The following is a 26,158-nucleotide window of genomic DNA, read 5'->3' on the forward strand; positions in this document are numbered from 1 at the left end:
GTCAGGCTGAACGTCTTCTTCTTTAAGCTATGGCGACCGTACTCGTATTGGACGCATCGTTATAGACGAACGTGATATTGCCCGCGCTGACACCACTCAGAACTGCCACGTCGACAAAGCCGAATGCCGATCCGGTCCCGTCGAAATCGACGCTGACGGTGGTGTCACCACCCGATTGTAGGGCCTGCACGTAGTCCGCCGTGTTGCCCGGAAGGAAGGCCGCATCGAGCAGGCCTGCGAGGTCCAGCATGTCGTCGCCGAGATCGAAATCGGTGATCGTGTCGACGTCACCGGTCTCCACGTCGCCGGAGGCATAGGCGAAGGTGTCGAGGCCGGTGCCGCCGGTCAGCGTGTCGGAGCCGGTGCCGCCCTGGATGGTGTCGTCGCCACCCAGCCCGTCGATGTCATCGTCACCGGCTTCGCCGCGCAGGCGGTTGCCCTGACTGTTGCCGATGATCGTGTCGCCGAAGATCGAGCCGCGAATGTTCTCGATATTGTTGGCCGCATCGGTGTCTCCGAACGTGTCGGTGATCTCGAAATTGCCGGGGACGGTGTCCGCGACGACTGTGATGCCCTGGAAGCCGCCGTGGTTGTGTTCGTTGTGGTAGCTGGCCTCGTCGATGCCGTCCCGCCCGTCGAACGTGTCGTTGCCGGCAAGGCCCACGAACCGCTCCACCAGACCGCCTGTGTTGTCGCTGCCCATCAGCGAGTCGTTGCCGCCGGTGCCACGCAGGTCGTTGATGTTCTGGAACGTGGTCTGCGCAACTGCGCTGCCGGGGCTGGCCATCTGGAACAGGTCGGCGGTGCCGAGCGCGATGTCGATGTTCACGAAGTGGATGTTGTCGTACTGGGCGTAGTCCAGCCGGTCCCACCCCGTGCCGCCATCCACGAAATCGTTGCCAGAGAAGGTGCGGAAGCTCTCGAACTCGTTATTGCCGCCGCCGATCAGGATATCGTCCCACTGGGTGCCGTAGACCACTTCGATCCCGACGAGGAAGTCGATCATGCCGAACGTGTCGTAGGCCACGGCCGCGCCGAGATCGACGATCACGCCTTGCGGGTTACCGATCGGCAGATCGAGGTAGACGTCGGCGTAGAGCACCGTCTCGGCATAGTAGTTGACGGTATCGAAGTTGCTACCGCCATCGCCGCCGCTGAGAATGTCGTTGCCGTAGCCGCCGACGAGCACGTCCTCGTCGTCCCCGCCATACAGACGGTCGTCGCCGTCACCACCGCGCAACTCGTCGTTGCCCGCGCCACCGCTGAGAATGTCGTTGCCACCGAAATAGCCGTCATTGGCCTGGTTGTGCGAATCGCCGACCAGCAGGTCGTTGCCGCCGCCGCCCGACAGCTCGTCGTCGCCGCCAAGGCCGTAAAGTTCATTGTGGCCGCTGTCACCGGTGATCGCGTCGTCCCAGATGGAGCCGACGACATTCTCGATGTTGCGCACCTGGTCGGTGCCGCCGTCGCCGTCGTCGGCAACCGTGCCGGTCGACAGGTCCACGTCGACGCCGTTGCTGGAGGAGGTGAACTCGATGCGGTCGATGCCGCCCCTGCCGTCGATGAAGTCGTTGCCGCCAAGCCCGCGGAACCGGTCGTTGCCGGACGAGCCGAGCAACTGGTCGTTGTACTGCGAGCCGGCGAGGCGGGTTGCGCCGAGGAAGAAATCCACGCCGCTTTCGCCGAAAATGTCGTTGTCGGTGGAAATGTTGAAGTTGGACGTCAGCGCGGTGGTGAACAGCGAGTTGTTGCTGTCGATGAGGCTATCAACCAGCCCGACGGCCGCGCCCGCATCGAGATCGCCGTGGATGCCCGTGGTGCCGTCGCCGCCATGATCGGCGAACTGGTAGCGGATCGAAACGAACGCGCCGCCGGAAATGCTCACCGTGTCGTCGCCACCTGACAGCCGCAGGTCGATGGAATTGCCGTAGAGACCCGAGAACGTGTTGTCGATGAAGAACTGGTCGTCGTAGTCGCTGTCGATGATGGTCGAGAAGTTTGTTGCCTGATCTAGGTTCACACCACCGTTCTGGATGTGGAAGAGGCTCGTCTCGGCCGTGCCACCGTTGACGCCGGCATTGACCGATCCCTGATTGCTTGTGGTCAGGTTCGCGACGATCGCTTGCGTCTGGTCGCGGTAGTCCAGCTGGAACCCGTCGAACCAGTTCTCCGAACCGGTGAGGGTTTCGCTGTCGGTGTAGACGAACGTGTCGGCCCCGGACCCGCCCTGCGCGCGCACGAAGCCGCCCGACGCGATGATCGTGTCGTTGCCGGTCCCGCCATAGGCAAGGTCGATGGCGTCCCACAGGGCTTCCGTGCCGCCGGTGTCGATGTTGTCGTTGCCATCGCCGCCATAGATCGTGTCGCTGCCGCGGAAGGTGCCCAGGCCATCGCCCAGAAGCGTGTCGTCGTTGCTGCCGCCGTCGATCACGTCATCGCCGCCGGACCCCACGATGGTATTGGCGTTGCCATCGCCGGTCAGGGTGTCGTCGAAGTGCGAGCCGAAGAGGCCTTCGATGTTCGTCAGCGTGTCGGTGCCACCGAACCCGTCGCTGGCGCTGCTGGTCGATAGATCGGCGACCACGGAGCCTGTCGAATATTCGTAGCTTGCGACGTCCAGCGTGCCGGCGCCGCCATCCAGTGTGTCATCGCCGCCGAGACCCTGCAGGACGTTGTCACCATTGTCGCCCGTCAGGCTGTCGGCCATGTGCGTGCCGGTCGCGTTGTGGACGCCGCTCAGCGCGTCGGCGGTTGCGGCGGTGTTACCGGTGTCGCTACCGGTGACAGCCAGCAGATCGACGGTCACGCCCTGGTCGTGGAACTCGTAAGAGACCGTGATGTTCATCGCGCTGTTGACCACGGTCAGCGAGTCCTGTCCGCCGGTGAGCCCGATGGTTACGTCATCGAACCCGACCTCGAACATGTCGTCGAACTGGCTGTCGAGGACCATGTCGGGGATGCCCGCAAGTGCGTCCTGGTCGCCGAAGCCATCCAAAACGCGCTCCTCCTGCAGGAAGAAGCCAAGTGCAGTGCCAAAGTTGCTTGACCCGGAACTGACCCGCGCAAAGATGCCGGCGGGGTCATCCTGATAGCTGACGATGGAGCGGTCGTACCCCTCGTCGGCGGGCCGGTCGTCGAAGAAGATGTCGACGCCCGCGCCACCGGTCATGATGACGTTGCCGCCCTCGTAGTGGAAGTTGTCGTCACCGGTGCCGCCATCCAGCAGTTCCGGTCCCGCGATCCATTCGTCGATGCGCGAGGCAGGCCCGCTGCCGCTCTCGTTGCTGCCGCTGTAGAGGGTGTCGTTGCCCGCGTCACCATAGATGCGGTCGCTGCCCGAACCGCCGATCAGGGTGTCGTCGTTGTCGCCACCATGGATTTCATCGTGGCCGTCGCCACCGCGGATCGTGTCGTTGCCCCCGTCACCGAACAGACGGTCGTTTCCGCCGAAGCCGCCGTCGTTGAAATCGGCGTCCTCGTTGTCGCCGATGATCGTGTCCGCGCCGTCGCCGCCATGGATTTCGTCGCCACCGGCAAGGCCGATCAGGGTGTTGTTGTTGCTGTCGCCGGTGATGACATCGTCATGCAGGCTCCCGGAGACCTGCTCGATGTTGAGCAGAATGTCCTGTCCCCCATCGCCATCGTCGCTGGCCGCGTTGGCAGATAGGTCGACCGTCACGCCCGAGGCCGCGGACGTGTATTCCGCGCGGTCGCCGCTACCGCCGGCGCCGTCGAGATAGTCGTCTCCCGAAGCGCCGCGCAGCCGGTTGTTGTTGGCGTCCCCGAGCAGCTGGTCGTCGAAATTGCTGCCGACAAGTCGCTGTGCACCGGTAAACGTGTCGTTTCCGATGTGGCTGAAATCGGTGTCGAGATCGCCAACGGTGACCAGCGTGTTGCCGGCAATGTGGTTGCTGCTCGTCAGCCCGGTCGCGGTGCTGGTGGAAAGATCCGCGTGGACGCCGGCATTGCCGGTGCCGGACCCGGCCGAGGTGTAGCGGATGCGGCCCGTCACGCCGGATTCAAACGTCACCGTGTCGTCGCCCGCCGTCAGGCGCACCTCGAACCAGTTGCCGAAGCTGTTGGTATAGTCCGCGGCGACGTAGATCACGTCGTCGTTGACGCTGTCGATCAGGCCGTGGACACCGGCGACGAAGTCCACGCCGCCTAGGCCGTCATGGATGGTTCCGGCTTCGACCTGCGTCGAGGCGAGCGTCTGCGCCGAGCCGACGAACGGGTCGGACAGGTTGGCGAGGATGCCGAGCGAGGAACTCTGATAGCTGACCAGCGCGAAATCGGACCATGAGCCTTCGCCGCCGGCGATCATGCTGTCGTCGCCCGCGCCGCCGACCATGAGCACGCTGCCGCGCGGCGAGACGATGGCGTCGTCCCCGCCTTCGCCGGCCAGCAGTTCGCGCTGTGCGCCGAAGTCGCCAAACGGCGTGCCGCCGCCCCAGATCAGGTCGCGACCGTCGCTGCCGGTAATGTCGTTGTAGCCGCCATTGCCGATCAGCACGTCATCGCCCGTCGTGCCGGACAGGTCGAAATTGCTGAACGCGCCCGGCTCCACGGTGATCGCTGCAACGCCGGAATCCTCGTCACCCGCGGCGTTGGTCACGGCGTAGGAAATGAGATCCGTGCCCGGACCGTCGTGGAGCGCGCTGTAGGTCGCATCGCCAGTCGTCGCGTCGATCTCGACGAGGTTCCCGTTCTCGCTCCAGAAGCGGATATCACTGGTGAAGGAGAACGCGACACCGGTGCCGACATCGTTGGCCAGCACGTCCACGCTGCCCTTGTCGCCGAGCGAAACCTGCGCAGTGTCGGTGATCGCCTCGACGCCGTTTGCGGTGCCGTTGATCGTGATGGTGATCGTGTCGTTGTCGGTGCCGCTGGCACCGTCCTCCGCCTGCACCTCGTACGCAAGCGTGACCGACTGGCCAGCCTCCAGGTAGGTGAACAGCGCGGCGGCTGCGGTGAATATCCACGTGGTGGAAAAGGCCGCAGGCGATCCCGTCTGCCCGCTGAAGCTCAGCATGGATTTCAGCGTGTTGTCGTCGACGCCGGACAGGCCCGCCGTCGTGCCGCCGCGCACCACGTTGAGCACGCTCAGCGTATGGGCGGTCTCGTCGGTGTCGGCATCGGACGTCACGAATGTGCCGGTCGCATCCACCGTGTCGCCGGGCGCGTCGGTCTCGGCATCGCTGCCGGTGAAGTCACTGGTCAGTTCGATGACGGGGTCGTCGTTCACCGGCGTCACGTCCACGGTGCTGGTCACGCCAAGCCCGTCGCGGTCGCCGTCATTGACGAGGAACGTCACCGTGCGGCTCGTCCCATCCGGCGTGTCGGATGTGTTCTCGTAGGTGACCGCGCGCAACGCGGCCTGGTAGTTCGCCAGCGTGTCGCTGCCGGTCAGCGTCAGCACGCCGGTGGTCGCGTTGTAGCTGCCTGTGATGTTGGCCGTGTCGGTGAAACCGAGCACGTCCTCGCCGGTGACGAAGCCGCCGGTGATCGAGACGGTCGCGCTTTCGATGTTCGTGTCGTCGGGATCGTTGACCGTGATCGTGGAATCGATCGCAGCCGGCGCATCGTTCTCGGAATAGGCCAGCGTCGCGCCCGCGCTCAACACGGGAGCATTCAGCGGGTTGCCGGGGAACACTTCATTGCCCGCGCCGCCGTTCCACTGGTTCTCGACATCGGTCGCGGTCCATGCGCCGTCATAGATCGCGACGTTGTCGATGGTGCCGTCGACGGTGAAGTTGCGCCCGTCGCCGCCATTGCGCGCGCCGATGTGCAGCGGATTGACAGACGTGCCGATCGCTTCCGTGCTCGTGAACGTGCCGAGGGAGGCCCCGTTCTGGAAGATTTCGAAGGTATCGCCATCGCGGGTGACGACGAATTGCTGCCACTGGCCAATGGCCAGGTTCGGATCGGTCGCGGCCTGGAAGCCGAAGGGCGTGCCCGTATCGAAGTTGCCGCCGAAGACGATGGAATCGCCGAAATAGGTCAGCGTCCATCCGAAGTCGCCGGGCGATCCGTCACCGTCTAGCTTTTCAGCGAGCACCTGCTCGCCGTAGCCGGTTCCTGTGCCGCCTGCGGTGTTGAACGCGTCGAGGTTCACCCAGACCTGCAATGTGAAGTCGTTGGCGCCGAAATCGAACACCGAGTTGTTGCTGTTGACGGTCGCCGAACTGCCGAGGCTGCCGTCCAGAGACATGCCTCCGTCCACGAGCCCGGTGCTGTTGACCACCGGCTGCGTGCCGCCGTTGAGTGTCAGGTCACGGCTGTTGCCGGAACTGTCGGTCGTATCGTCGAACAGCCACAGGCCGAGAACGGACCCCGAAGAGATCACGTCGAGGTTGAGCGTCTCGATCGTCTGCGCCGTGTCGCCCTGGTCCTCTGTCGCGGTCGCGGTGAGGCTGAGCGACAGCGCGCCGGTGAACCCGCTGGTCGGCGTGAGGACGAGATTGGCCAGCGTGAACCCGGTGATATCGACCGGATTGGTGCCGTCGGACGTGGCGAGGTTCGTGCCGTCGCCTACGGTGAAGCCGTTGGGCAGGCCGCTGAGCGCGAGGTCCAGCGTCTCCGATCCATCGGTATCGGTCAGGGCGGAACTGACGGTCAGGTTGATCGGGGTGTCGCTCGGCACGGTCGATCCGTCATCCGACACGATCGAGGCGGTCGGCGCGTCGGCGACTGCATCGATGGCGATCCCGACGGTGGCGGTCTCGGTCTGCGCGCCGCCGCTGCCCGATGCGCCCTGATCGTCGAGCGTGACATCAAGCGCGTCCGTGCCGCTGTAGTTGCCGTCCGGGGTGTATTGAAGGTTGTCCAGAGCGGTGTTGATGTCGTCCTGCGATCCGGAGAAGGCGAGCGTGCCGTCGCTCCCGTCACTGTCGGTGAAGGTCAGGCCGGTCGTTGCACCGGTAAAGGCCAAGGCACCATAGGTGACGGTAAGTGTCATCAGGATCGGGTCGGTGCCCGCATCGACATCGGCGACCGAGAGTCCCGTGAACAATGCACTCGTGTCTTCATCGAGCGTGAGGCCGACAGAACTTGCCGTGACCGTGACCTCGTATCCCGGATTGCCGCCGAATGACGCGTAGATGTTGTAGCGCAGCGACGTGTCATCGCCCCCCGTCACCGTGTAGCTGTCGATGATCTGGTCGGGGTAGCTGCTGGGCGCGATCCGCATGATGACGCCGTCGAAGGGCGCGAGCGAGCCGTTGGCGCCATCCAGCAGGGTGAAGGTGAATCCGCCCTGGGGCAGCGCGGTAATGTCGAATTCGACGACATCGCCGGCTTGGAAGCCGGAAATGGTCTGCGAGGTAAATCCGTTGCCAGACCCGAACACCACCGGGCCTGCATCGAGCGCGCCGGAATTCACGGCTGTGACACCGGCAGACTCTGCGCCGAGGAATGTGGGGCCGTCGTTCACCGGCGTGACGTTGACGGTCGAGACCACCGCGTTGCTGTCGAGGCCGGTCGGCGCGACCGTTGCACCGTCATTGACCGAGAACGACACGCTGCGCGAATCCGCACTCGGGTCGTCCGAGGTGTTCTCGTAGGTCACCGTCCGCAGCGCGGCCTGGAAATCGGCGACCGTCGCATTGGTGCCGGTCAGCGTCAGGGTGCCGGTCAGCGCATCGAACAAGCCTGTGATGTTGGCGGTGTCGACAAAGCCGAGAATATCCTCGCCCTGCACGTAGTTGGCGGTGATCTGCACGGAGGCGGTGGCTAGCGTCGTGTTGTCCACGTCGCTCAGCGTGATGGTGCTGTCGATTGCCGTGGCCGCATCGTTCTCGGTGTAGCCGAGCGTCGCGCCACCACTGGCGACCGGTGCATCGTTCACCGGAGTCACGTTGACGGTCGAGGTGATGGTGTTGCTGTCGAGCGCCGGCCCGTATTCCGTTTCGCCGTCATTGACGGTGAAGGACACGGTGCGCGGTGCAGCACTCGGGTCTTCGGAGGTGTTCTCGTAGGTCACGGCGCGCAGCGCGGCTTGGAAGTCTGCAACGCTCGCATTCGTACCCGTCAGCATCAGCGTGCCGGTCAGCGCATCGAACGAACCGGTGATGTTGGCGGTGTCGACAAAGCCGAGAATATCCTCGCCCTGCACGTAGTTGGCGGTGATCTGCACGGAGGCGGTGGCAAGCGTCGTGTTGTCCACGTCGCTCAGCGTGATGGTGCTGTCGATTGCCGTGGCCGCATCGTTCTCGGTGTAGCCGAGCGTCGCCCCGCCACTCGCGACTGGCGCATCGTTCACCGGCGTCACATTGATGAAGCTCGTCACCGCCGCGCTGTCGAGCTGGATCGGGTCGACGATCGGCTCGCCGTCATTGACGATGATCGTCACGGTTCGCTGCGCATCGCTCGGGTCGTCGGACGTGTTCTCGTATGTCACCGAACGCAGCGCAGCCTGGTAGGCCGCCAGCGTGCCGGTACCGCTCAGCGTCAGCGCGCCGGTCGGCGCATCGAAGCTCGCAGTGATGCCCGACGTGTCGTGCCCGCCGATGCTCGCCTGGTAGGTATAGTTGAGGACGTCCTCGCCCTGCACGTAGTTCGACGTGATCTGGACGCGCGCCTCGTCGATGACAGGGTTGTCGACGTCGGTCACGGTGATCGTGTTGTCGATGACGCTCGCCGGATCGTTCTCGGTGTAGTCGAGGGTCGCGCCCGCCGTGGCGGTCGGGGAGTCGTTCGTCTCCGGGTTGTCGTTCACCGGCGTGATGTCGATGGGGATCTCGCCGCTGACCGCCTGCCCGTTGCCGGATGCCTCGAACGTGATCAACCCGTCCGTGTCGTTATTCAGGACCGGTGTGTATTCAAGCCCGTTGAGCGCCGCGCGCACAGCAGGCGTCGGGCCGGAAAACGTGACGCTGTTGAACGACTGGGTCGACAGGATCACCGTGCCGGGCGTCACCGCGACGCCGTCGATGGTGATGAATTGCAGCTGCGCAATGGACCCGAGCGTGAAAGTGCCGTCGGTCGTGATGGTCATCGTCACGGAGCTGGGTCCGGTGACCGAGATGCCCGTGAAGCTGATCGGGGTATCTTCCAGGATCGTCGGCGGGGCGGGCAGGGTCAGCTGCGGGGCAGGCAGTGCCGCGCCCTCTTCGCCGCCGCCATCTTCCTCCGTTCCGCCGCCGGGGCCGCCATCACCGTCGTCCGGACCGCCGTTCCCGCCATCTCCCCCAAGACCGCCATCGGTGTTGATGCCGTTGGGGTCGCCGCTGCCGCTGCCAGGCGTCGCGTTCGCGTCCGGCTGGTTCTGCGCCTGGTTGTAGCTGGTGGTCAGCGAACTCACGGTCTGCGAGATGAGCTGCTGCTCCGCCGCCGTCAGCACCGTGAGAGAGAAGTCCTCCGACCCGCTGAGCAGGGTCGCAATCTGGCCGATCTGGCTTTCCGTCAGCGACAGGACCAGTTCGTTCGTCACGTTGTTGTAAATCTGGATCAGGCCGCCCTGACCGTCCTTGACGTCGGTGACCAGCGCGACGCGCAGGCTGACATTCTCAAGCTGGATGACGGCGGACGTTCCGCGAATGCCGAGCGTGGCGACCGGGGTGGAAACCTCCATGTCGCCATTGGGCGCGATCTGCCCGGAAACCACCGCCAGCGTGCCCTGAAGCAGGCCGACGAGCATGTTCGATTCCTGCCCGTCCGGGTTGTAGATGTAGCGGTCGAGCGTCATCCGCGCGTTTTCGGAGAGCGACAGCAGGCTTTCGTCGGTGAACGCGATCGCGACTTCCGAACCCGCCCCGGTGATGATCACGTCATAGATGTAGACCGGGTCACCTTCGGCGAGCGTGTCGGTGGTTCCGTCCGGGTGCTGCACCGTGACGGCACCCTTGGCCGTCACCACCTTGCCGATGGCTTCCGAACCCGGCGTCACGTCGCGGCCCATCTGGGCCTGCGCCAGTTGCAGGCCGCCGCCGGCCTGCGCCAGTGCGCTCACCAGTTCGGGGCGCAGCGACACGCCTTCGGTGCCGATCAGAATCGGTTTGGTGGCGGCGAGAAAATAGCCTTCGACGATGAACGTGCTGCCGTCCTGAAGGGTGATGGACAGGTCCGCGCCGTCCCGGTCGAATTCTGCGTGGGCCAGCGCGATGCCTGCAGACAGGTGTGCCGCGCCATCGGCGATCTCGACCGTGTGGAGTGGGCCACTGGAGCCTTGCGGCGCGCCGCCGGCGGAAAGGTCGGTGGAGTGAGGCCGTGCAACCATCTGGTTCGTCCCAACGCACTGCGACCGGCAGGGCCGGCCTGTTCCCTGTCTTGCCGCAAGCCAACCCCTTGGAGGGCTTGGGCAATTCTCTGGCGAGGCACACCTTCTGCCGGGTGCATTTCACATATCCGGTTGGTACGTGCCCACACCGGATGGCGGAATCAAGACCGAAAACTAACCTTCCGTCATTCCGCTTATTTTTCGGGCATTCGCATCCTGCGTGGGCCCTGAGCCACCGTGGACGCGACATTTTTGCCACGCAATTTAAATTCCGTAACGGCAGGCAGACTGTTTATAGCCCATAGGCTGGATCGCATGGTAGTACTTTGTTAGCGATTTTATCGCAGCGCAGCGTATGCGCGAGAATCGCCGCAGCGTCAAAAACGACGTGCAAAAGGGCGGTCAATGCCGTGGGGGCGTAGACGAGTGGGTGTGTCCAAGACCAAGGCGGAATGCGCCTGGGGCCGGGCTGTTTGCCGGGCCGCGAAACGCTTGGCCGCGCCTCGATTGACTGCCCGCATGGCTGTCGCGCGTGTCGCGTGCGCCCTCGTTTCAGCTTCTCTCTTCATCGCGCTCGCACCGGCGACGTCCACGCCGGCACTCTCCATGAGCCTGAAGGAAGCCGTGTCGCAGGCGGTGATGACCCATCCCACCGTCAATGCCGCGCGGGCCGGTCGCCGGGCGTCCGGCTACGAGTTGAAGGTTTCGCAAGGCGCGCTCTATCCCACCGTCGGCCTGTCGGCCGATGCCGGTCAGCAATATGTCGACCGTCCCAACAGCCTTGATGCGGAAGACAACCAGAAATGGCGCCCCCGCCGCCAGGCGACGCTGTCGGTGCGCCAGGTGCTGTTCAACGGCCACCAGCGCGCCAATGAAATCTACCGGGCTGCCGCGGTCCTCGATTCCGCCGCCATCCGCGTGCTGTCCACCGCAGAGCTTCTCGCGCTCGATGCCGTCGAGGCCTATATCGACTATCGCCGCCACGCGATGTTGCTGGCGCTGGCGCGCGCCAACGTGGATCGCCACATCGAGATTCGCGGGCTGGTGCAGGAACTCGTCTCCGGCGGCAAGGCCCCGGATTCCGACGGCAACCAGGCGATCGAGCGGGTCGCCGCCGCCAACGCGGTGCGCGCGCAGGTCGAGAAGGCGTTTCTGGATGCCCGCGCCAAGTTCAAGCGCGTGATCGGCATCCATCCGGGCCGCACCTCGCCGGTGCCGTTCCCCGCCAACCTGCCGCCGTCCGCCCGCGTGGCGGTCGAGATCGGCGTCAGCAACAATCCCGCGATCGAGGCGGCGCGCATCCGTGCCGAGGCGACCCAGTTCGAACTGGAAAAGGCCAAGGGCACGATGCTTCCGACCATCGCGCTGGAGGGCCTCGCGACCTATGGCGAGAACGTCAACGGCATCGACGGCCGCAACCTCGACGTGACCGGCCAGGTGACGCTCAACTGGAGCATCTTCGACGGTCACATCCGCCGCAACCGCGAGCGTGCGCTGAGCGAGCGCGTGACCCAGCACCAGCTTGAGGCCGACGCCCGCACCCGCGAGATTGCCGAAGCCATTGAGCGTGCCTTCGCCGGCTATGTCACCGGGGGCACACGTGTCGCCTCGCTGCAGGAGCAGGTGCAGGCCAACAACCGCACCGTCACCGCCTACCGCGAGGAATACCAGCTCGGAAAGCGCAGCCTGCTAGACCTGCTGGACGGCGAGAACAGCCGCTTCAACGCCGAGTTCCAGTACCAGAGCGCTGCGGCGGTTCGTTATTTCGCCGCCTACCAGTTGCTCGCCCACATGGGCCGCCTGCTGAGCACGCTTGGTGTCGCGCCGCCGCCTGAAGCGCTGGCCGACCACCTGCAGCAGTCGCGCGAGAGCCTTTTCCACATCAACATCGAGCCGCTGCGCCAGTAACCCTTGGCGCATGTCGGACGTGCCGCGCAGGGGATTTTCCCGCGCGCCTGTGCCATTGTGGCTTGAAGAGAGTGCGCGCGGCGTCACCGGACCGGTTCCGCTGTCGCGCATGCAGGGGGTGGGCGCTTTCGTGGACGCCAAGGTTCACAGTGATGATCGGGACGCGGACGATGCCGTCGCGGAGAACCGCGCCGGCGCGGTCGCAGACCCGCTGCTCGATTGCCTCGCCTTCGTCGCACGGCGCTTTGGTATGCCGTTCTCGCCAGCCGGCGCGCTCTCCGGCCTGCCGCTGGAGAATGGCCGCTTAGACGAGGCGAGCTTCCCCCGTGCTGCTGCCCGCTTCGGCTTTTCCGCGCGCACCGTCGCGCGCAGCATCTACAAGATCCCCGACATGGTGCTTCCGGCCATCGTCCTGCTTCAGGATGGTGAAGCCTGCGTGGTGACCGCCTTCGACAAGCGCCGCCGCCGCGCCAAGGTCTATTACCCTGAAAACGGCGAGCGCGAACGCACCGTCGATGTGAAAAAGCTCGCTGCCGCCACCATCGGCGCGGTGATCTACATCACGCCGGAATCCGCCCCGCACGGCGAGAGTTTCTACACCGACACCGACCCGGCCCAGCGGCGCGGACACTGGTTCTTCGCCCCCGTGCGCCAGGCGTGGGGATCGTGGCTGCAGGTCGTCTTCGCCGCGCTGATGGTGAACCTGCTCGGCCTCGCCGTGCCGTTCTTCATCATGAACGTCTACGACCGCGTGATCCCGAACCTCGCAATTCCGACGCTGTTTGCCCTGTCCGGCGGTGTCGTCATCGCGCTCGTGTTCGACCTGCTGCTGCGGCAGGTGCGCGCCTCCGTGCTGGACCGCGCGGGCCGCCGCCTCGACATGGGGCTTGCCGCGCACCTGTTCGACAACCTCATGCGGCTGCGCATGAGCGAGCACCGCGCCGGTGCCGGCGTGCTGGCAAGCCAGGTCCGCGAGTTCGACACGGTGCGCGAGGTGTTCACCTCGCAGACCGTCATCGCGATCACCGACTTCTTATTTATCGGCATCTTCGTCTTCGCCATCTGGACCATCGTCGGGCCGATCGCGTGGGTGCCGATCCTCGCCATCCCGGTGGTGCTGGTGCTGACGCTGCTGATCCGCATTCCGCTGGCCCGCGCCATCGCGCTGACACAGGACGAGAGCAACCGCCGCCACGGCGTGCTGGTGGAAAGCCTGACAGGGGTGGAGGCGATCCGCGCCGCCAATGCCGAGGGCGTCATGCAGCGGCGCTGGGAGGATGCCGTCGCCGGCAGCGCGCGCGCCGGCGCCTCGATCCGCATGTGGTCGGCGCTGGTCATGCACCTCACCACGCTCGTGCAGCAGTCGGTCGGCATCCTCATCATCGTGTGGGGCGTGTTCCTCGTCGCCGATGGCGAGATCACGGTCGGCGCGCTGATCGCGACGAACATTCTCGCCGGCCGTGTACTCGGCCCGCTCGCCAACATCGCCATGACGCTGGTGCGCGCGCAGCAGGGCCTCTCCGCCCTGCGCAGCCTCAACAAGGTGATGAAGCTGCCGACCGAAAATGCCGGACGCGCGCAGGCGCGCCAGGACGGCGATACGGCAGTGGAACTGCGCGACGTGGCCTTTGCCTATCCCGGTGCCGCCGCACCGGCCCTGCGCGACCTGAACCTCAAGATCCAGCCGGGCGAGCGCATGGCCATCATCGGGCGCATCGGCTCGGGCAAGAGCACCATCGGCAAGCTGTTCTGCGGCTTCTACGAGCCGACCGAAGGCTCCGTCATCGTCGGCGGCAGCGATACCCGCGCCCACAACCCCGCCGACCTGCGGTCCATCGTCGGTTATGTCGGACAGTCGGCGGAACTCTTCTCCGGCACGCTGCGCGATAACATCGTCATGGGCCGCCCGCAGGCGAGCGACGAGGAAATCGCCAACGTGGTGCAGCTGACCGGCATCGACCGCTTCTCCTCCGCCCATCCGTTGGGGTTGATGATGCCCATCGGCGAGCGCGGGCTGGGGTTGTCCGGCGGCCAGAAGCAGGCGGTCGCCATGGCGCGGGTGCTGATCCGCGACCCGGCGGTGCTGTTTCTCGATGAACCGTCTTCTGCGCTGGATACGTCTGCCGAGCAGGCGCTCGTCAACGAATTGAAGAAAATCGCAGACACCGGCCGCACGCTCATCGTTTGCACACATTCCGGCGCATTGCTTTCGATCGTCGATCGCGTCGTGCTGCTGGAGCAGGGCAAGATCGTCGCCGACGGACCCCGTGACGAGGTGATTGCATTGCTGAGAGACCAGGCCGCCAAGCGCCAGAACGAAACCAAGCGCAAGGCGCCGGTTGGGGCAGGCAATCCATGAGCGCGCGCGAGGATTTCGCCTACGCCAACGACGTTCGCGCGGCGATGAAGTCACGGCGCGGCGACCGGGCCTGGACGCAGCTTCTGGTTATCGCCTTGCTGATCGCCGCTGCCGTCGCGTGGGCCAATGTCGCGGTGGTGGAGGAAGTCACCACCGGGCAGGGCCGCATCATCCCGTCATCACAGGTGCAGGTCGTGCAGACGCTGGAAGGCGGCATCGTTCGCGAGATCATGGTCTCGGAAGGCGATATCGTCGAGGCCGGACAGGTGCTGATCGAGGTCGACGACACGAGCCTGGCTTCGCGGCTTGGCGAGTTGCGCTCGCGCAAGAACGCGGTCGAAGCGGAGATCATCCGCCTAACTGCGGAAGCGCATGGCGAGGACGAGGTCACCTTTCCCGACGAACTGCGCGAGGCCGCCCCGCGCGAGGTCGCAGCCCAGCAGGATGCCTTCGCCGCCCGCCGGACCCAGCTGCGCGGCGAACGCGACATCCTTAACCAGCAATTGCTCCAGCGCCGGCAGGAACTAACGGAGATGCAGGCGACGCAGGCCAAGCTGAAGGCGACGCTCGCCCCGCTCCAGCGCGAGCTGGAACTGACCAGCCGCCTGTCGAGCCGTGGCGTGGTGCCGGAAGTCGACCTGCTGCGCCTCCAGCGCCAGCATGCTGAGGCCGAGGGTAGCCTCGCGGTGCTGGAAGCCTCGCTGCCACGCGCCGAGGCCGCCATTTCCGAGAGCGAAACGCGGCTGGAAACCGTCGCCGCCCGCTTCCGCGCCGAGGCGCGCGAACGGCTCGCCAAGGTGATCGGCGAGCGCTCGATTTTGGAAGAATCCGAAGTCGCCGCCGCAGACCTCGTGCGCCGCACGCAACTGGCTGCGCCGGTGCGCGGCATCGTCAACAAAATCAATGTCTCCTCCATCGGCGCGGTGGTGCAGCCGGCGGTGGACATCGTCGAGATCGTGCCGCTGGATGATGCTCTTCTCGTGGAGGCGCAGATCCGCCCGCAGGACGTCGCTTTCATCCATCCCGGACAGGATGCCAGCATCAAGCTCACGGCCTACGACTATTCCGTCTATGGCGATCTGGCCGGCAAGGTCGAGCGCATCGGCGCCGATACCCAGAGCGACGAGCGCGGCAACACCTTCTACCGCGTGATCCTCAAGACAGATGAAAACGGCCTGACCCGCAACGGGCGGCAGCTGGAGATCATCCCCGGCATGGTGGCATCCGTCGATATCCAGACCGGCTCCAAGACCGTGTGGGACTACGTGATGAAGCCGGTCCTCAAGATCCGCGACGAGGCCCTACGCGAGCGCTGAGCCGTATCCCGTTTCCGTGGTTCCGAAATCAGGCCTGCTGGGCTAGAGATGGCGGAAACAGGGGAGGGCGTTCCAGCCATGAAATCTGCCGGACATCTCATCGTCGATTGCCTGCGCGCGCAGGGCGTGGACCGCGTCTTCTGTGTGCCCGGCGAAAGCTACCTGGAAGTTCTCGACGGGCTGCACGAGTCCGGCATCGACGTCGTCGTGGCCCGGCAGGAGGGCGGCGCGGCCATGATGGCGGAAGCCGACGGCAAGCTGACGGGCCGGCCCGGCGTCGCCATGGTCACGCGTGGCCCCGGCGCGACGAATGCCTCCTCCGGCGTGCACGTGGCGGCACAGGATTCAACGCCGATGGTGCTGCTCGTCGGGCAGATCGGCCGCGACATGGATGGCCGCGAGGCCTTTCAAGAGGTCGACTACCGCGCCTTCTACGGCTCCATGGCCAAGTGGGTGACGCAGATCGACCGCCCCGAGCGCATCCCCGAAATCATCTCCCACGCGTGGCACGTCGCCATGTCCGGGCGGCCGGGACCGGTCGTGATCGCGCTGCCGGAAGACATGCTGCGCGACGAGGTCGACCGGGTGGCCGGTCCCCGCGTCGAGGTCGCAAGCCCAGCTCCGGCGCGCCCGGATGTGGCCCGCGCGCTGGTGATGCTGGAGCAGGCGGAACGCCCCATCCTGATCGTCGGCGGTTCGCGCTGGAGTGCGGCCGACACGCAGCGTCTTGCGGAATTCGCCGAGCGGTGGGACCTGCCCGTTGCATGTTCGTTCCGCCGCCAGTCGCTGTTTCGTGCCGACCACCCGAACTATGCCGGCGATGTCGGGCTTGGCATCAACCCGAAGTTGCGCGACGCCATCGAGCGCTCCGACCTCGTGCTGCTGCTGGGCGCGCGCTTTTCGGAAAACCCGAGCCAGGGTTTTGAACTGTTCGCCATTCCCGACCCCCGACAGCAGCTTCTTCACGTCCATCCCGGACCGGAGGAGCTTGGCCGCATCTACGTGCCGGAACTGGCGATCAACGCGACGCCCGGCACGTTTCTCTCGGCGATGATCGAGGCCTCGCCCCGGCAGGTTTCTGGCGCGCACTGGCCGTGGGCGAAGCGCACCGCCCAGCTGAACGAGAATTACCGCGCCTGGAGCGAGAAGCCGCCCGCAGGCGTGGGGCAGGTCACCATGTCGGCGACGGTCTCGCATTTGCGCGAGGCGCTGCCGCGCGACTGCGTCATCACCAACGGTGCGGGCAACTACGCGATCTGGCTGCACCGGTTTTATCGATACCGCGCGCATCTTTCGCAGCTTGCGCCGACCTCCGGCTCCATGGGCTACGGCCTGCCGGCGGCCATCGCGGCGTCCCTGCGCGAACCCTCGCGCCCCGTGGTCTGCCTTGCGGGCGATGGCTGCTTCCAGATGACGATGCAGGAACTCGGCACCGCCGTGCAGGCGCAGGCAAACCTGACGCTCATCATCTGCGACAACACCATGTACGGCACCATCCGCATGCACCAGGAGCGCCGCTTCCCGGGCCGGGTGGAAGCGACCGGCCTCGCCAACCCGGATTTCGCAGCACTCGCCCGGTCCTATGGCATCACCGCCATGACGGTCGCCAATGACGGCGAGTTTCCCGCAGCACTCGCGGAAGCCCAGACGAAGTCGGGCGTTTGCGTCATCCACCTGCTGCTCGACCCGCGCGACGTCACGCCGACGATGCAACTTTCCGGATAGTCTTCGCGCGCCTGCAACCCGTGCTATTCTCCCCCAGCGGAAAGGGGGGAGGCCATGCGCGATACCTACGTGACACCGATTGCGCTTGCGACGCACGAGTTTCGCAAGGCGCTGCGCGTGACGGGCGATCTCGTTCCGCCGTTCGACGCGTTGAAGATGCTGGTCGCCGAGCGCGGCAAGTGCGTGAAGCTCGCCATCTCGATGATGTTCGTGTGCATCGTGGCGTCGTACTGGCTGAAGATGGGCAACGGCAACATATCGCTGAAGATCCCGGTCTTCGCCGACATCCCGATCTCGTATTATTTCGTGCTGTTCGTTTCCGCCGCAGCGCTGGCTTTCTCGACCATCCAGATCATCAACTACTTCTTTCTGGAGGCGTTCACGCAGGCGCTGGTGCGCCAGCGTATCGGCAAGGCGAACCCCTCCGCGCTCGTGACGCTGCTCGACGGCAATTCCGCCTGGACCATCGCCGTGGCGCCGAAATTCGGCTTCCTGCAGTCGGGGTCCGTGCACAAGTCGTTCAGCACCGCCTTCGTGCTGCTTTTGGCGATCCCCTTCGTGCTCGTCTACCTCTACTGCTACTGGATCAACGTCGTGCTGCTCTTCCAGTACCTCACCGACCCGGCGCTCGGCTGGATGCGCAAGGCGCTGTCGATCCCGCTGCTGTTGATCGTTGTCCTCTCGCTGCTGCTGCTGGTTTCGATCTTCGTTCCGTTCCGCTTCGAGAAGAACACGCAGTTCATCCGCTGGATGTTCCTGCACAGGCTCTATGCGCGCGCCGGCTTGCTGCATCCGCGCGGCGCTGCGTGGTTGTCCTGACGCGGGTGCCACGTGCGAGTGCTAGAGTGATGGCTGGTTGAAACGGATTTGAGGAGGCTCACATGGCTTCGCAGTTCGGTACCACACAGGCCATCGCCCTGTTCTTCTCGCTCTACCTGCTGGCCGCCGGCATCCGCGTGATGTCGGATCGCGGCATGGTGGCTGAAATCTTCGCAGACCTGCGCGCCAGCCCGCTCGTCACCTACCTGTGCGGTCTCGTCGCCTTCGTGACCGGCGCGGCCGTGGTCGCGGTTCACAACGTCTGGAACACGCCGCTTGAGATCATTGTCTCGCTCGTCGGCTGGGCGGCGCTGGTCGAGGGCGTGCTGCTCGTCGCAATCCCGCAGACCTTTCTCGGCTGGTTTTCGGCCATCGCCGACAATCGCGGCCTGCACAAGGTGTTCGGCGGCGTCACGCTGGCGTTCGGCGTTCTGCTGTTGTTGCTGATTTTCGCAATCTGAAGCTATGCCTCGGCAGGGGCTGGCTGTAGCGTTCCCCCTTCGGATTCGCGGGGGAAATCATGGCGCTGCCGGTATTGGTCGAGGTAACGCGGGGAGACATGGTCGAGAGCCGCCATCGCGGCTCCTTCGCCATCGTGCATGCAGACAGCGGCTTGCTGTTTGCCGCCGGCGCGACGGAAGACCCGGTCTATCCGCGTTCCACGGTCAAGGTGATCCAGGCGCTGCCGCTGGTGGAAAGCGGCGCTGCGGACGACCTGAACCTCTCCGACTACGAACTCGCCCTGTGCTGCGCGTCCCATTCCGGCGAGCGCAGGCACGTGGAGACCGCAAATGCCCTGCTGGAACGCCTCGGTCTTGGCGAGAGCGCGCTTGCCTGCGGGCCGCATTGGCCGTCCGTTCCGACCGTCATCGCCGACATGGGCGAGGCTGGCGAAACGCCGACCAAGTGCCACAATAATTGTTCGGGAAAACATGCCGGCATGCTGGCGGTGGCCGGCCACATGGGCGAGCCGCAGGAAGGCTACGAGTCCTACGACCACCCCGTGCAGGCGCGCATACGGCAGGTCATGGCGGATGTCTTCGGGCGGCCCATGGACGATTTCCCGACCGGCATCGACGGCTGTTCGCTTCCGACAATCGCGGTGCCGCTGTCCATGCTGGCGCGCGGCTTTGCCCGCCTGACCGGCGACGGGTCCATCGCCATCGACCGGCGGGCCGCCGCCGACAGGCTGATGAAGGTCTGCATGGCCGAACCCCATGCCGTTGGCGGGGAAGGGCGGTTCGACACGCAGGTGATGCAGGCCTTCGGTGGCCGCGTCTTCGCTAAGGGCGGCGCGGAAGGCGTCCACGTGGTCGTCTTCCCGAAACTGAAGATCGCCGCTGCCATCAAGATGGAGGATGGCGCGGCGCGCGCGTCCGAAGTGGTGGCGGCTTCGATCATCTCGCGCTTCGCACTCCAGTCGGCGGAAGACCACGACTTTATCGAGGAGAAGATGGCGCCGCCGGTGAAGAACGCCGCCGGTGCGGTCTGCGGTCAGCTCCGGCCAGCCGTCCCGTTCCTGGAAGCCTTGCGGACGCTCTGACGCCTCACTGCTTCAGCGTGCGCGCGAAGGCGAGGATGGCGTCGACGTCGTTCACGTCGAAGACGATGGGCGCGACGATATAAGGTGAATCCTCGGGCCGCTCCACGTCCTCGATCTGCACGATCGAAGGGTGCGGGCGGCGCGTGTAGAAGGTCAGGAAGCGCTCCTCCCAGTCATCGATGTGGTTCACGAGCAACTGGAACGAGGGCGTCGACGACACGCCGCCGAACTTGTTGAAATCGCCGACCACATGGCAGCGGCTGCAATGGGTCTCGGCGATGACCTTGCCGCGTTCGGCGAGTGCATCGGCCCGCGTGGTATCGCCCGGCGATGCAAGCGCCGCGATAGCAACCACGACAGTGAGACAGGCATTCCTCATGGCGCGAGGCTAGCCGAGCGTGGCCTGCGGTGCCAAGCTGCGCTGCACAATGCGCGACTATTCCCAATGCGCGAGGAACCGACGCCATGCTGACACGCCTGATCGCCGCCGGACTGCTGCTCTTCGCCGGATCATTGGCCGCGCGTGCCGACGAGATCACCGCCCGCCAGCTGGATGCCGAGGAACAGATGTCGGGCCTGCCCAATGTCAGTGCGGGGATCGTCTTCCGTGTGCCCGGCAATTCACCGCTCTGGCTCGAAGATGGACCCGCGCTGGCGAGCGATCTCGCCGTCGTGCTGATTGCGCGTCCCGGCACGACGCTTCAGCAATTCTTCGATGCCGCGAGGTCCGCAGCCCCCGGCGAGGACGACGCGCCGCAGGCGATGGTGACGGCGATCATCGGCGATCTGCTCTATGCCGAGGTCGCGGGTTGCGGCGTTGCGGAGGCGAGCGGATCGGCCCTGCTGTGCACTGCGCAGGACGGTGGCAGCTTCGAGATCGACGGCGAGATCGCAAGCCCCGGCCTGGCTTTCACGATCCGGCAGAATTTCACCGTGACCGACGATCCGACCTACACCCGCGCCGGCAAGAAGGTGCTGGTTCCGGACGCCGACGGCTTCGGGTGGACGCTGGTCCTGCCGCACGTGCAGTGACGCGCGAATGACCCGCATGCGCGCCGTGGCGTTGCGGGGCAGGGTGCAAGGGCCTAGTTTTGAAACGGAACAAGATTGCGCGCAAGCGCGGCTCACGGAGAGAAACGTCATGACCGCATGTATCGTCGGCTGGGCGCACACGCCGTTCGGGAAGCACGACGCCGAGACCGTTGAAGGCCTGATCGTGCGCGTCGCGAACCAGGCGCTGGAAGATGCCGGCATCGGGCCGGAGGACGTGGACGAGATCGTCCTCGGGCATTTCAACGCCGGCTTCTCCGCGCAGGACTTCACCGCTTCGCTGGTGCTTCAGGCCGATGACCGGCTGCGCTTCAAGCGCGCCACCCGCGTCGAGAATGCCTGCGCGACCGGTTCTGCTGCCGTGCACCAGGGCATCCGCGCCATTGCCGCGAACGACGCCCGCGTGGTGCTGGTCGTCGGCGTCGAGCAGATGACCCGCACGCCGGGTCCGGAAATTGGCGAAATCCTCAAGAAGGCGTCCTACCTGGAAGAAGACGGCGACACGCCGGGCGGCTTCGCTGGCATCTTCGGCGTCATCGCCGACAAGTATTTCCAGCGCCACGGCGACCAGTCCGACGCGCTGGCGATGATCGCCGCCAAGAACCACGCCAACGGCGTCCACAACCCGTTCGCCCAGATGCGAAAGGACCTCGGCTACGACTTCTGCCGCGCCGAGAGCGAGAAAAACCCGAAGGTTGCCGGTCCGCTGAAGCGCACCGACTGTTCGCTGGTGTCCGATGGGGCCGCAGCGCTCGTGCTGACGGACGTGAACACGGCGCTGCGCATGAACCGCGCGGTCGCCTTCCGCGGCACCGAGCACGTGCAGGATTTCCTGCCCATGTCGAAGCGCGACATCCTGAAGTTCGACGGTTGTGCCAAGGCCTGGCAGGGCGCGCTGAAGAAGGCGGGCGTCACGCTCGACGACCTCTCCTTCGTCGAGACCCACGACTGCTTCACCATCGCCGAACTGATCGAGTACGAGGCCATGGGCCTCGCGCCGGAAGGGCGCGGTGCGGACGTGCTGAAGGAAGGCATCACCCGCAAGGACGGCAGGCTTCCGGTGAACCCTTCGGGCGGCCTCAAGGCCAAGGGTCACCCCATCGGTGCGACGGGCGTTTCCATGCACGTGCTGACGTCGATGCAGCTGACGGGCGAGGCCGGCGACATGCAGCTGAATGCACCGAAGCTCGGCGGCATCTTCAATATGGGCGGGGCAGCGGTCGCCAACTATTGTTCGATCCTGGAGCGCATCCGCTAGGGCGTCAGGAGGCGAGGTTCCCCGACATCGTCAGGTGCGGGTAGTCGTCGGTGCCGGAATCGATCAGGTCGCCGGTGATCGCCTCGTCGTGGTCGAACCCGGCGATTGCCGTCTTCGACTGGCCGCTCAGCACGTTGCCGCGCACCACGGTCGTGCCCGCACCGCGCACCACCGAAACAGCGATGCCGTATTCGCCCCCGCGCACCACGTTGTCGCTGGCGATGACGCCGCGCAGGTATCGCCCGTAGCCGAGCGAGATGCCGATCCACGGCGCGTTCTCCACCACGTTGGCGGAGACGATGGTGTCGGCCTCCACCGCGATGCCGATGCCGTGCGCCTGCGGTTCACCTTCCTTGCGCGCGGTGTCGCGGAAGAGGTCGCGCACCACGTTGCCGGTGACGGTCGCCATGCGCCCGCCCTCGTTGAAGTTGGTGACGGAAATGCCCGTCGACGCGCCTTCCACGATGTTGTCGGCAACCACCGCGCCGGTGAACCCGAATTCCACGAAGATGGCGGTCTCGCCGCTGCGGGTCGTCGCGTTGCCGACGATCTGGCAGTTGGAGCCGGCATTGTCGCGGATCGCCGACAGCGCGCAGTCGGTGATGCGGTTGTTGGCGATGATGACGTTGCCCGCGCGGTAGACGTTGATGCCGTTGCCGTACTGGCCGTTGCCGCCGGACCGGTTGCCGATGCGGGTGATGCGGTTGCCGGTGACGATGGTGCCGTCTTCGCCGGCTTCGCTGCGCCACACGAGGATGCCATTGTCGCCCATGTCGCGCACCTCGTTGCCGGTGATGCTTAGGCCCGCGCTGTCGGTTGCGAAGATCGCGCTGTCGAACCCTTTCTCGAACAGGTTGTCTTCGATCGTCCCGGCGCAGCCCGAAAGTTGCAGCAGGGCGCGTTCGCCCGCCGTGAAGCGGCACCCTGTTATGCGCAACCCGCTGGCCGAGCGAAACTGCACCGCGCCGCCGGGCTCGTCACCGCCCGCCAACTGCCCGTCGAAGGTGATGCCCGCAACGCTCACAGCCTGCGCGCCGGCCGTCGCGATGAGCGGAGCGGCACCGGTCCCCGTCAACACCGTCTGGCCGCGTGCGCCGGCGAGGCTGCTGCCGTTGGGCAGGTTCAGCGCGGAAACCGGATAGACACCCGGCGGCAGGAACAGGGTCGCGCCGGTCGCGGCGGTCTGGGTCAGCGCGGCTGCAATCGCGGGCGCCTGGTCGCGGCCATTGTCGGCAACGATGCCGTAGGACGTCCCGTCTGCCATAGGCCCGGCCAGCGCGCGGTTTCCACCGCCCGCGATGGCAAGCCCGGCACCTGTGAGCGCAGCCAGCGCGCGGCGCCTGGCCAGGTCGGTCTGTGGGGTGTTGCGGCTCATCATTCGCGTCCTTGCGATCTGCGCTGCGGCGCATTCGATTCAACCTATACACGATGGCGCTTTCGCAGGGGCTGTTTCGCGCAAGGGAAATGCTCGAAGCTGTTGCCTCGCGCCTCACCAAGCCTAATTGTCAGCGTGCGGTTGGCGCTCAAACAGCCGCAACCGTTGAGACAGTTTGCGCGTCGACGCGACGAATTGCGTTTTCAAGCCGATTGCAGTCGGTGCGCAGCGACAATAACCTTGTGGCGCGGTGGCAGAACGATCCACCAGGACGCATGGACCGGACCTGCGGCAGGCATTCAGCCCGTGCGCATGGCAACCGGCTGCGGCTGCCACCTTGGCGGCGGGGGCTTTCGCCGATCGCCCGGAACTAGACAGAGGACACTGAGGTCATGGCTTTTGAATTGCCCGATTTGCCGTATGCGTACGACGCGTTGTCGCCGTACATGTCGGCCGAAACACTCGAGTTTCATCACGACAAGCACCACAACACCTACGTGGAGACCGGCAACAAGCTGCTCGAGGAGTCTGACCTCAAGGGCAAGAGCCTCGAAGAGGTCGTGAAGGGCTCGCATGGCAAGAACCAGCCGCTCTTCAACAATGCCGCGCAGCACTACAACCACCTGCACTTCTGGAACTGGATGAAGCCGAATGGCGGCGGTGACTCGCTGCCCGGTTCGCTGGAAAAGGCCGTCACGTCCGATATCGGTTCGTTCGACGAGTTCCGCGGCCAGTTCATCGAGGCCGGCAAGGGTCAGTTCGGCTCCGGCTGGTGCTGGCTCGCCGTCAAGGGCGGCAAGCTCAAGATCATGAAGACGCCGAACGGCGAGAACCCGCTGGTCAACGGCGCGACGCCGATCCTGGGTTGCGACGTGTGGGAGCACTCCTACTACATCGATTACCGCAACCGCCGTCCGGACTACCTCGCGGCCTTCGTCGACCATCTGATCAACTGGGAATATGTCGAGGAACTGTACCGCAAGGCGACTGCCTGACGCGGTTCCCGCCAGATCGAGACATCAAGGCGTCCGGGTTTCCCGGGCGCCTTTTCTTTTCCAGCCCATGCGCGCGACATGATGCGCATCAATTCATATTCGGCTATAAGAATATTATATGTCGTTTGCGCGGAGAGAGCTTCGCGCCGGCCAAGGAGGCTCCACATGACGAACAACATGGGCAATCTGGACCGTCTGGCACGTGCCGCCGTCGGCATCGTGCTGATCGGTTTCGCGATCTTCGGACCCGCCGACATCACGTGGAAGTGGATCGGCTATATCGGAATCATTCCGCTTGTCACGTCGGTCATCGGCTTCTGCCCGGCCTACACGCTTCTTGGCATTTCCACCTGCGAGCAGCGCACCGAGTCGTAGGGGCCGCGCGTTCCGTCCCACCGGTGTCTTCATGTCGAACCGGCCCATGCTAGCCTTCGCAAAATCGGTCGCGAAGGGCAGGTGAGCAATGGCTGGCGAGCAGACAATCGGCATCATCGGTGGAACCGGGCAATTGGGCAGCGCCATTGCGCGCGGATGGCTTTCGTGCGGCGTGGTCGCGCCGGAACACTTGTGGATCGCCAACCGGTCCGGCGAGTCCGGCAGCCTTGCCGATCAGCCCGGCCTCCGGTTCACCTCGGACAATGCGGAACTCGTCGCGGCCTGCGACACGGTGCTGCTCAGCGTTCCTCCCGCGCAGTTTCACGATCTCTCAATAGAAGCGGCAGACACGCTCATCCTGTCGGTGATGGCCGGCGTCACGATTGCCGACATGAAAGAGCGGACAGGCGCACGGCGCGTCATTCGCGGCATGTCGAGCCCCGCTGCCTCCAGGCGGCTGGCCTATTCGCCCTGGTGTGCGGGGGAGGGCGCAACCGCGTCTGACCGGGAGACGGCCGCGATACTATACGGCGCGTGCGGCACCGCCGATGAAGTGAGGGACGAATCCCACATCGACATCTTCACCGCGATCACCGGGCCGGTTCCGGGCTTCGTCGCCTACTTTGCGCGCTGCGTCAGCGAATATGCGACGGCGCGAGGTATCGCGCCGCAGATCGCAGATCGGGCCGTGCGGCAACTGTTCCTGGCTGGCGGCACCATCCTCGCCGAGGACGAGGCAACGGCCGGCGAACACGTGCGCGAGATGATCGATTATGCCGGCACCACCGCTGCCGGCTTGCTTGCCATGGATGCCTCGCTGCTTTCCCAAGCGGTCGCGGACGGTCTCGATGCGGCTGTCGAGCGGACACGCTCCATCGGAAAGGAGTGAGATCGCAGCCTCAAGCCCGGCGGCAGTAGCTGTAGCGCGTCGAGTAGCTGTAGAGCCCTGTCATCGCGTTCAGCCAGGCTTCGCATTCCGCTTGGGAGCCGAAGCAGCGGGTTCCGGACCATGCGCGCGGGAAGCTTCCGCTGGGTGCCGTGCCGCTGTAGGTCCCGGCCCATCGCGCACCGGCCTGCTCGGATGCCGGCGTGCAGCGCACGCCCGCATGGCGCGGGTCGGACTGCGCCGGTGCAGCCAGCGTCGCGGCACCAAGCGCAATGGCTGCGAGCGGCAGGATCATGCGAATCGTCATGGACGGAAAGCTAGGGCCCGAAAGCC

At 65.4% G+C, this 26,158-nt stretch carries 16 protein-coding genes; 12 read left to right on the plus strand and 4 right to left on the minus strand.

Annotated features, from left to right (window positions below; genetic code table 11):
- Positions 1-22: 22 nt before the first annotated feature.
- Positions 23-10,216, minus strand: a complete 10,194-nt coding sequence (locus ACKTEK_RS02885) for a LamG-like jellyroll fold domain-containing protein (RefSeq protein WP_409163730.1) — start codon at positions 10,214-10,216, stop codon at positions 23-25.
- A gap of 519 nt (positions 10,217-10,735) precedes the next feature.
- Between ACKTEK_RS02885 and ACKTEK_RS02890 the strand changes: the two genes are divergently transcribed.
- From ACKTEK_RS02890 to ACKTEK_RS02920, 7 genes are all read left to right on the plus strand, one after another.
- Positions 10,736-12,124 carry a TolC family outer membrane protein gene (locus ACKTEK_RS02890; protein WP_409163731.1) on the plus strand — a complete coding sequence of 463 codons (1,389 nt, stop codon included), beginning with the start codon at positions 10,736-10,738 and terminating at the stop codon, positions 12,122-12,124.
- 130 nt (positions 12,125-12,254) lie between these two features.
- Complete coding sequence (locus tag ACKTEK_RS02895; protein ID WP_409163732.1) at positions 12,255-14,483, plus strand: type I secretion system permease/ATPase; 2,229 nt, start codon at positions 12,255-12,257, stop codon at positions 14,481-14,483.
- Positions 14,480-15,799, plus strand: coding sequence for an HlyD family type I secretion periplasmic adaptor subunit (locus tag ACKTEK_RS02900; RefSeq protein WP_409163733.1), 1,320 nt, complete (start codon positions 14,480-14,482; stop codon positions 15,797-15,799). The genes ACKTEK_RS02895 and ACKTEK_RS02900 overlap by 4 nt, the downstream gene beginning before the upstream one ends.
- 78 nt (positions 15,800-15,877) lie before the next feature.
- Positions 15,878-17,524, plus strand: coding sequence for a thiamine pyrophosphate-binding protein (locus tag ACKTEK_RS02905; protein WP_409163734.1), 1,647 nt, complete (start codon positions 15,878-15,880; stop codon positions 17,522-17,524).
- A 54-nt stretch (positions 17,525-17,578) separates the two neighbouring features.
- Positions 17,579-18,343 (plus strand): hypothetical protein, encoded by a 765-nt coding sequence (locus ACKTEK_RS02910; RefSeq protein ID WP_409163735.1) that lies wholly within the window; start codon positions 17,579-17,581, stop codon positions 18,341-18,343.
- Between the two features lie 62 nt (positions 18,344-18,405).
- Positions 18,406-18,804 (plus strand): hypothetical protein, encoded by a 399-nt coding sequence (locus tag ACKTEK_RS02915; protein ID WP_409163736.1) that lies wholly within the window; start codon positions 18,406-18,408, stop codon positions 18,802-18,804.
- Between the two features lie 59 nt (positions 18,805-18,863).
- The gene (locus ACKTEK_RS02920; protein ID WP_409163737.1) at positions 18,864-19,886 is read left to right on the plus strand and encodes an asparaginase; all 1,023 of its coding nucleotides are present in this window, start codon (positions 18,864-18,866) and stop codon (positions 19,884-19,886) included.
- Positions 19,887-19,890: 4 nt separating this feature from the next.
- On the opposite strand, the gene ACKTEK_RS02925 is transcribed toward ACKTEK_RS02920, so the two are convergent.
- Positions 19,891-20,265: a hypothetical protein gene (locus ACKTEK_RS02925; RefSeq protein WP_409163738.1), complete on the minus strand. Its 375-nt coding sequence runs from the start codon at positions 20,263-20,265 to the stop codon at positions 19,891-19,893.
- An 86-nt stretch (positions 20,266-20,351) separates the two neighbouring features.
- On the opposite strand from ACKTEK_RS02925, the gene ACKTEK_RS02930 reads away from it, so the two are divergent.
- Positions 20,352-20,918: a hypothetical protein gene (locus tag ACKTEK_RS02930; RefSeq protein ID WP_409163739.1), complete on the plus strand. Its 567-nt coding sequence runs from the start codon at positions 20,352-20,354 to the stop codon at positions 20,916-20,918.
- A gap of 109 nt (positions 20,919-21,027) precedes the next feature.
- On the plus strand, positions 21,028-22,194 hold the full coding sequence (locus tag ACKTEK_RS02935) for an acetyl-CoA acetyltransferase (RefSeq protein ID WP_409163740.1): 1,167 nt from the start codon (positions 21,028-21,030) through the stop codon (positions 22,192-22,194).
- 4 nt (positions 22,195-22,198) lie between these two features.
- On the opposite strand, the gene ACKTEK_RS02940 is transcribed toward ACKTEK_RS02935, so the two are convergent.
- The gene (locus ACKTEK_RS02940; protein WP_409163741.1) at positions 22,199-23,569 is read right to left on the minus strand and encodes a TIGR03808 family TAT-translocated repetitive protein; all 1,371 of its coding nucleotides are present in this window, start codon (positions 23,567-23,569) and stop codon (positions 22,199-22,201) included.
- A gap of 392 nt (positions 23,570-23,961) precedes the next feature.
- On the opposite strand from ACKTEK_RS02940, the gene ACKTEK_RS02945 reads away from it, so the two are divergent.
- From ACKTEK_RS02945 to ACKTEK_RS02955, 3 genes are all read left to right on the plus strand, one after another.
- The gene (locus ACKTEK_RS02945) at positions 23,962-24,564 is read left to right on the plus strand and encodes a superoxide dismutase (protein WP_409163742.1); all 603 of its coding nucleotides are present in this window, start codon (positions 23,962-23,964) and stop codon (positions 24,562-24,564) included.
- 165 nt (positions 24,565-24,729) lie between these two features.
- Positions 24,730-24,939 (plus strand): DUF2892 domain-containing protein, encoded by a 210-nt coding sequence (locus tag ACKTEK_RS02950; RefSeq protein WP_409163743.1) that lies wholly within the window; start codon positions 24,730-24,732, stop codon positions 24,937-24,939.
- Positions 24,940-25,027: 88 nt separating this feature from the next.
- Positions 25,028-25,828 (plus strand): pyrroline-5-carboxylate reductase family protein, encoded by an 801-nt coding sequence (locus ACKTEK_RS02955; RefSeq protein ID WP_409163744.1) that lies wholly within the window; start codon positions 25,028-25,030, stop codon positions 25,826-25,828.
- Positions 25,829-25,838: 10 nt separating this feature from the next.
- On the opposite strand, the gene ACKTEK_RS02960 is transcribed toward ACKTEK_RS02955, so the two are convergent.
- On the minus strand, positions 25,839-26,132 hold the full coding sequence (locus ACKTEK_RS02960) for a hypothetical protein (RefSeq protein ID WP_409163745.1): 294 nt from the start codon (positions 26,130-26,132) through the stop codon (positions 25,839-25,841).
- Between the last annotated feature and the right edge of the window lie 26 nt (positions 26,133-26,158).

The sequence above is a fragment of the Tepidamorphus sp. 3E244 genome (assembly GCF_046159835.1).
Classification (GTDB): domain Bacteria; phylum Pseudomonadota; class Alphaproteobacteria; order Rhizobiales; family Tepidamorphaceae; genus JACKJK01.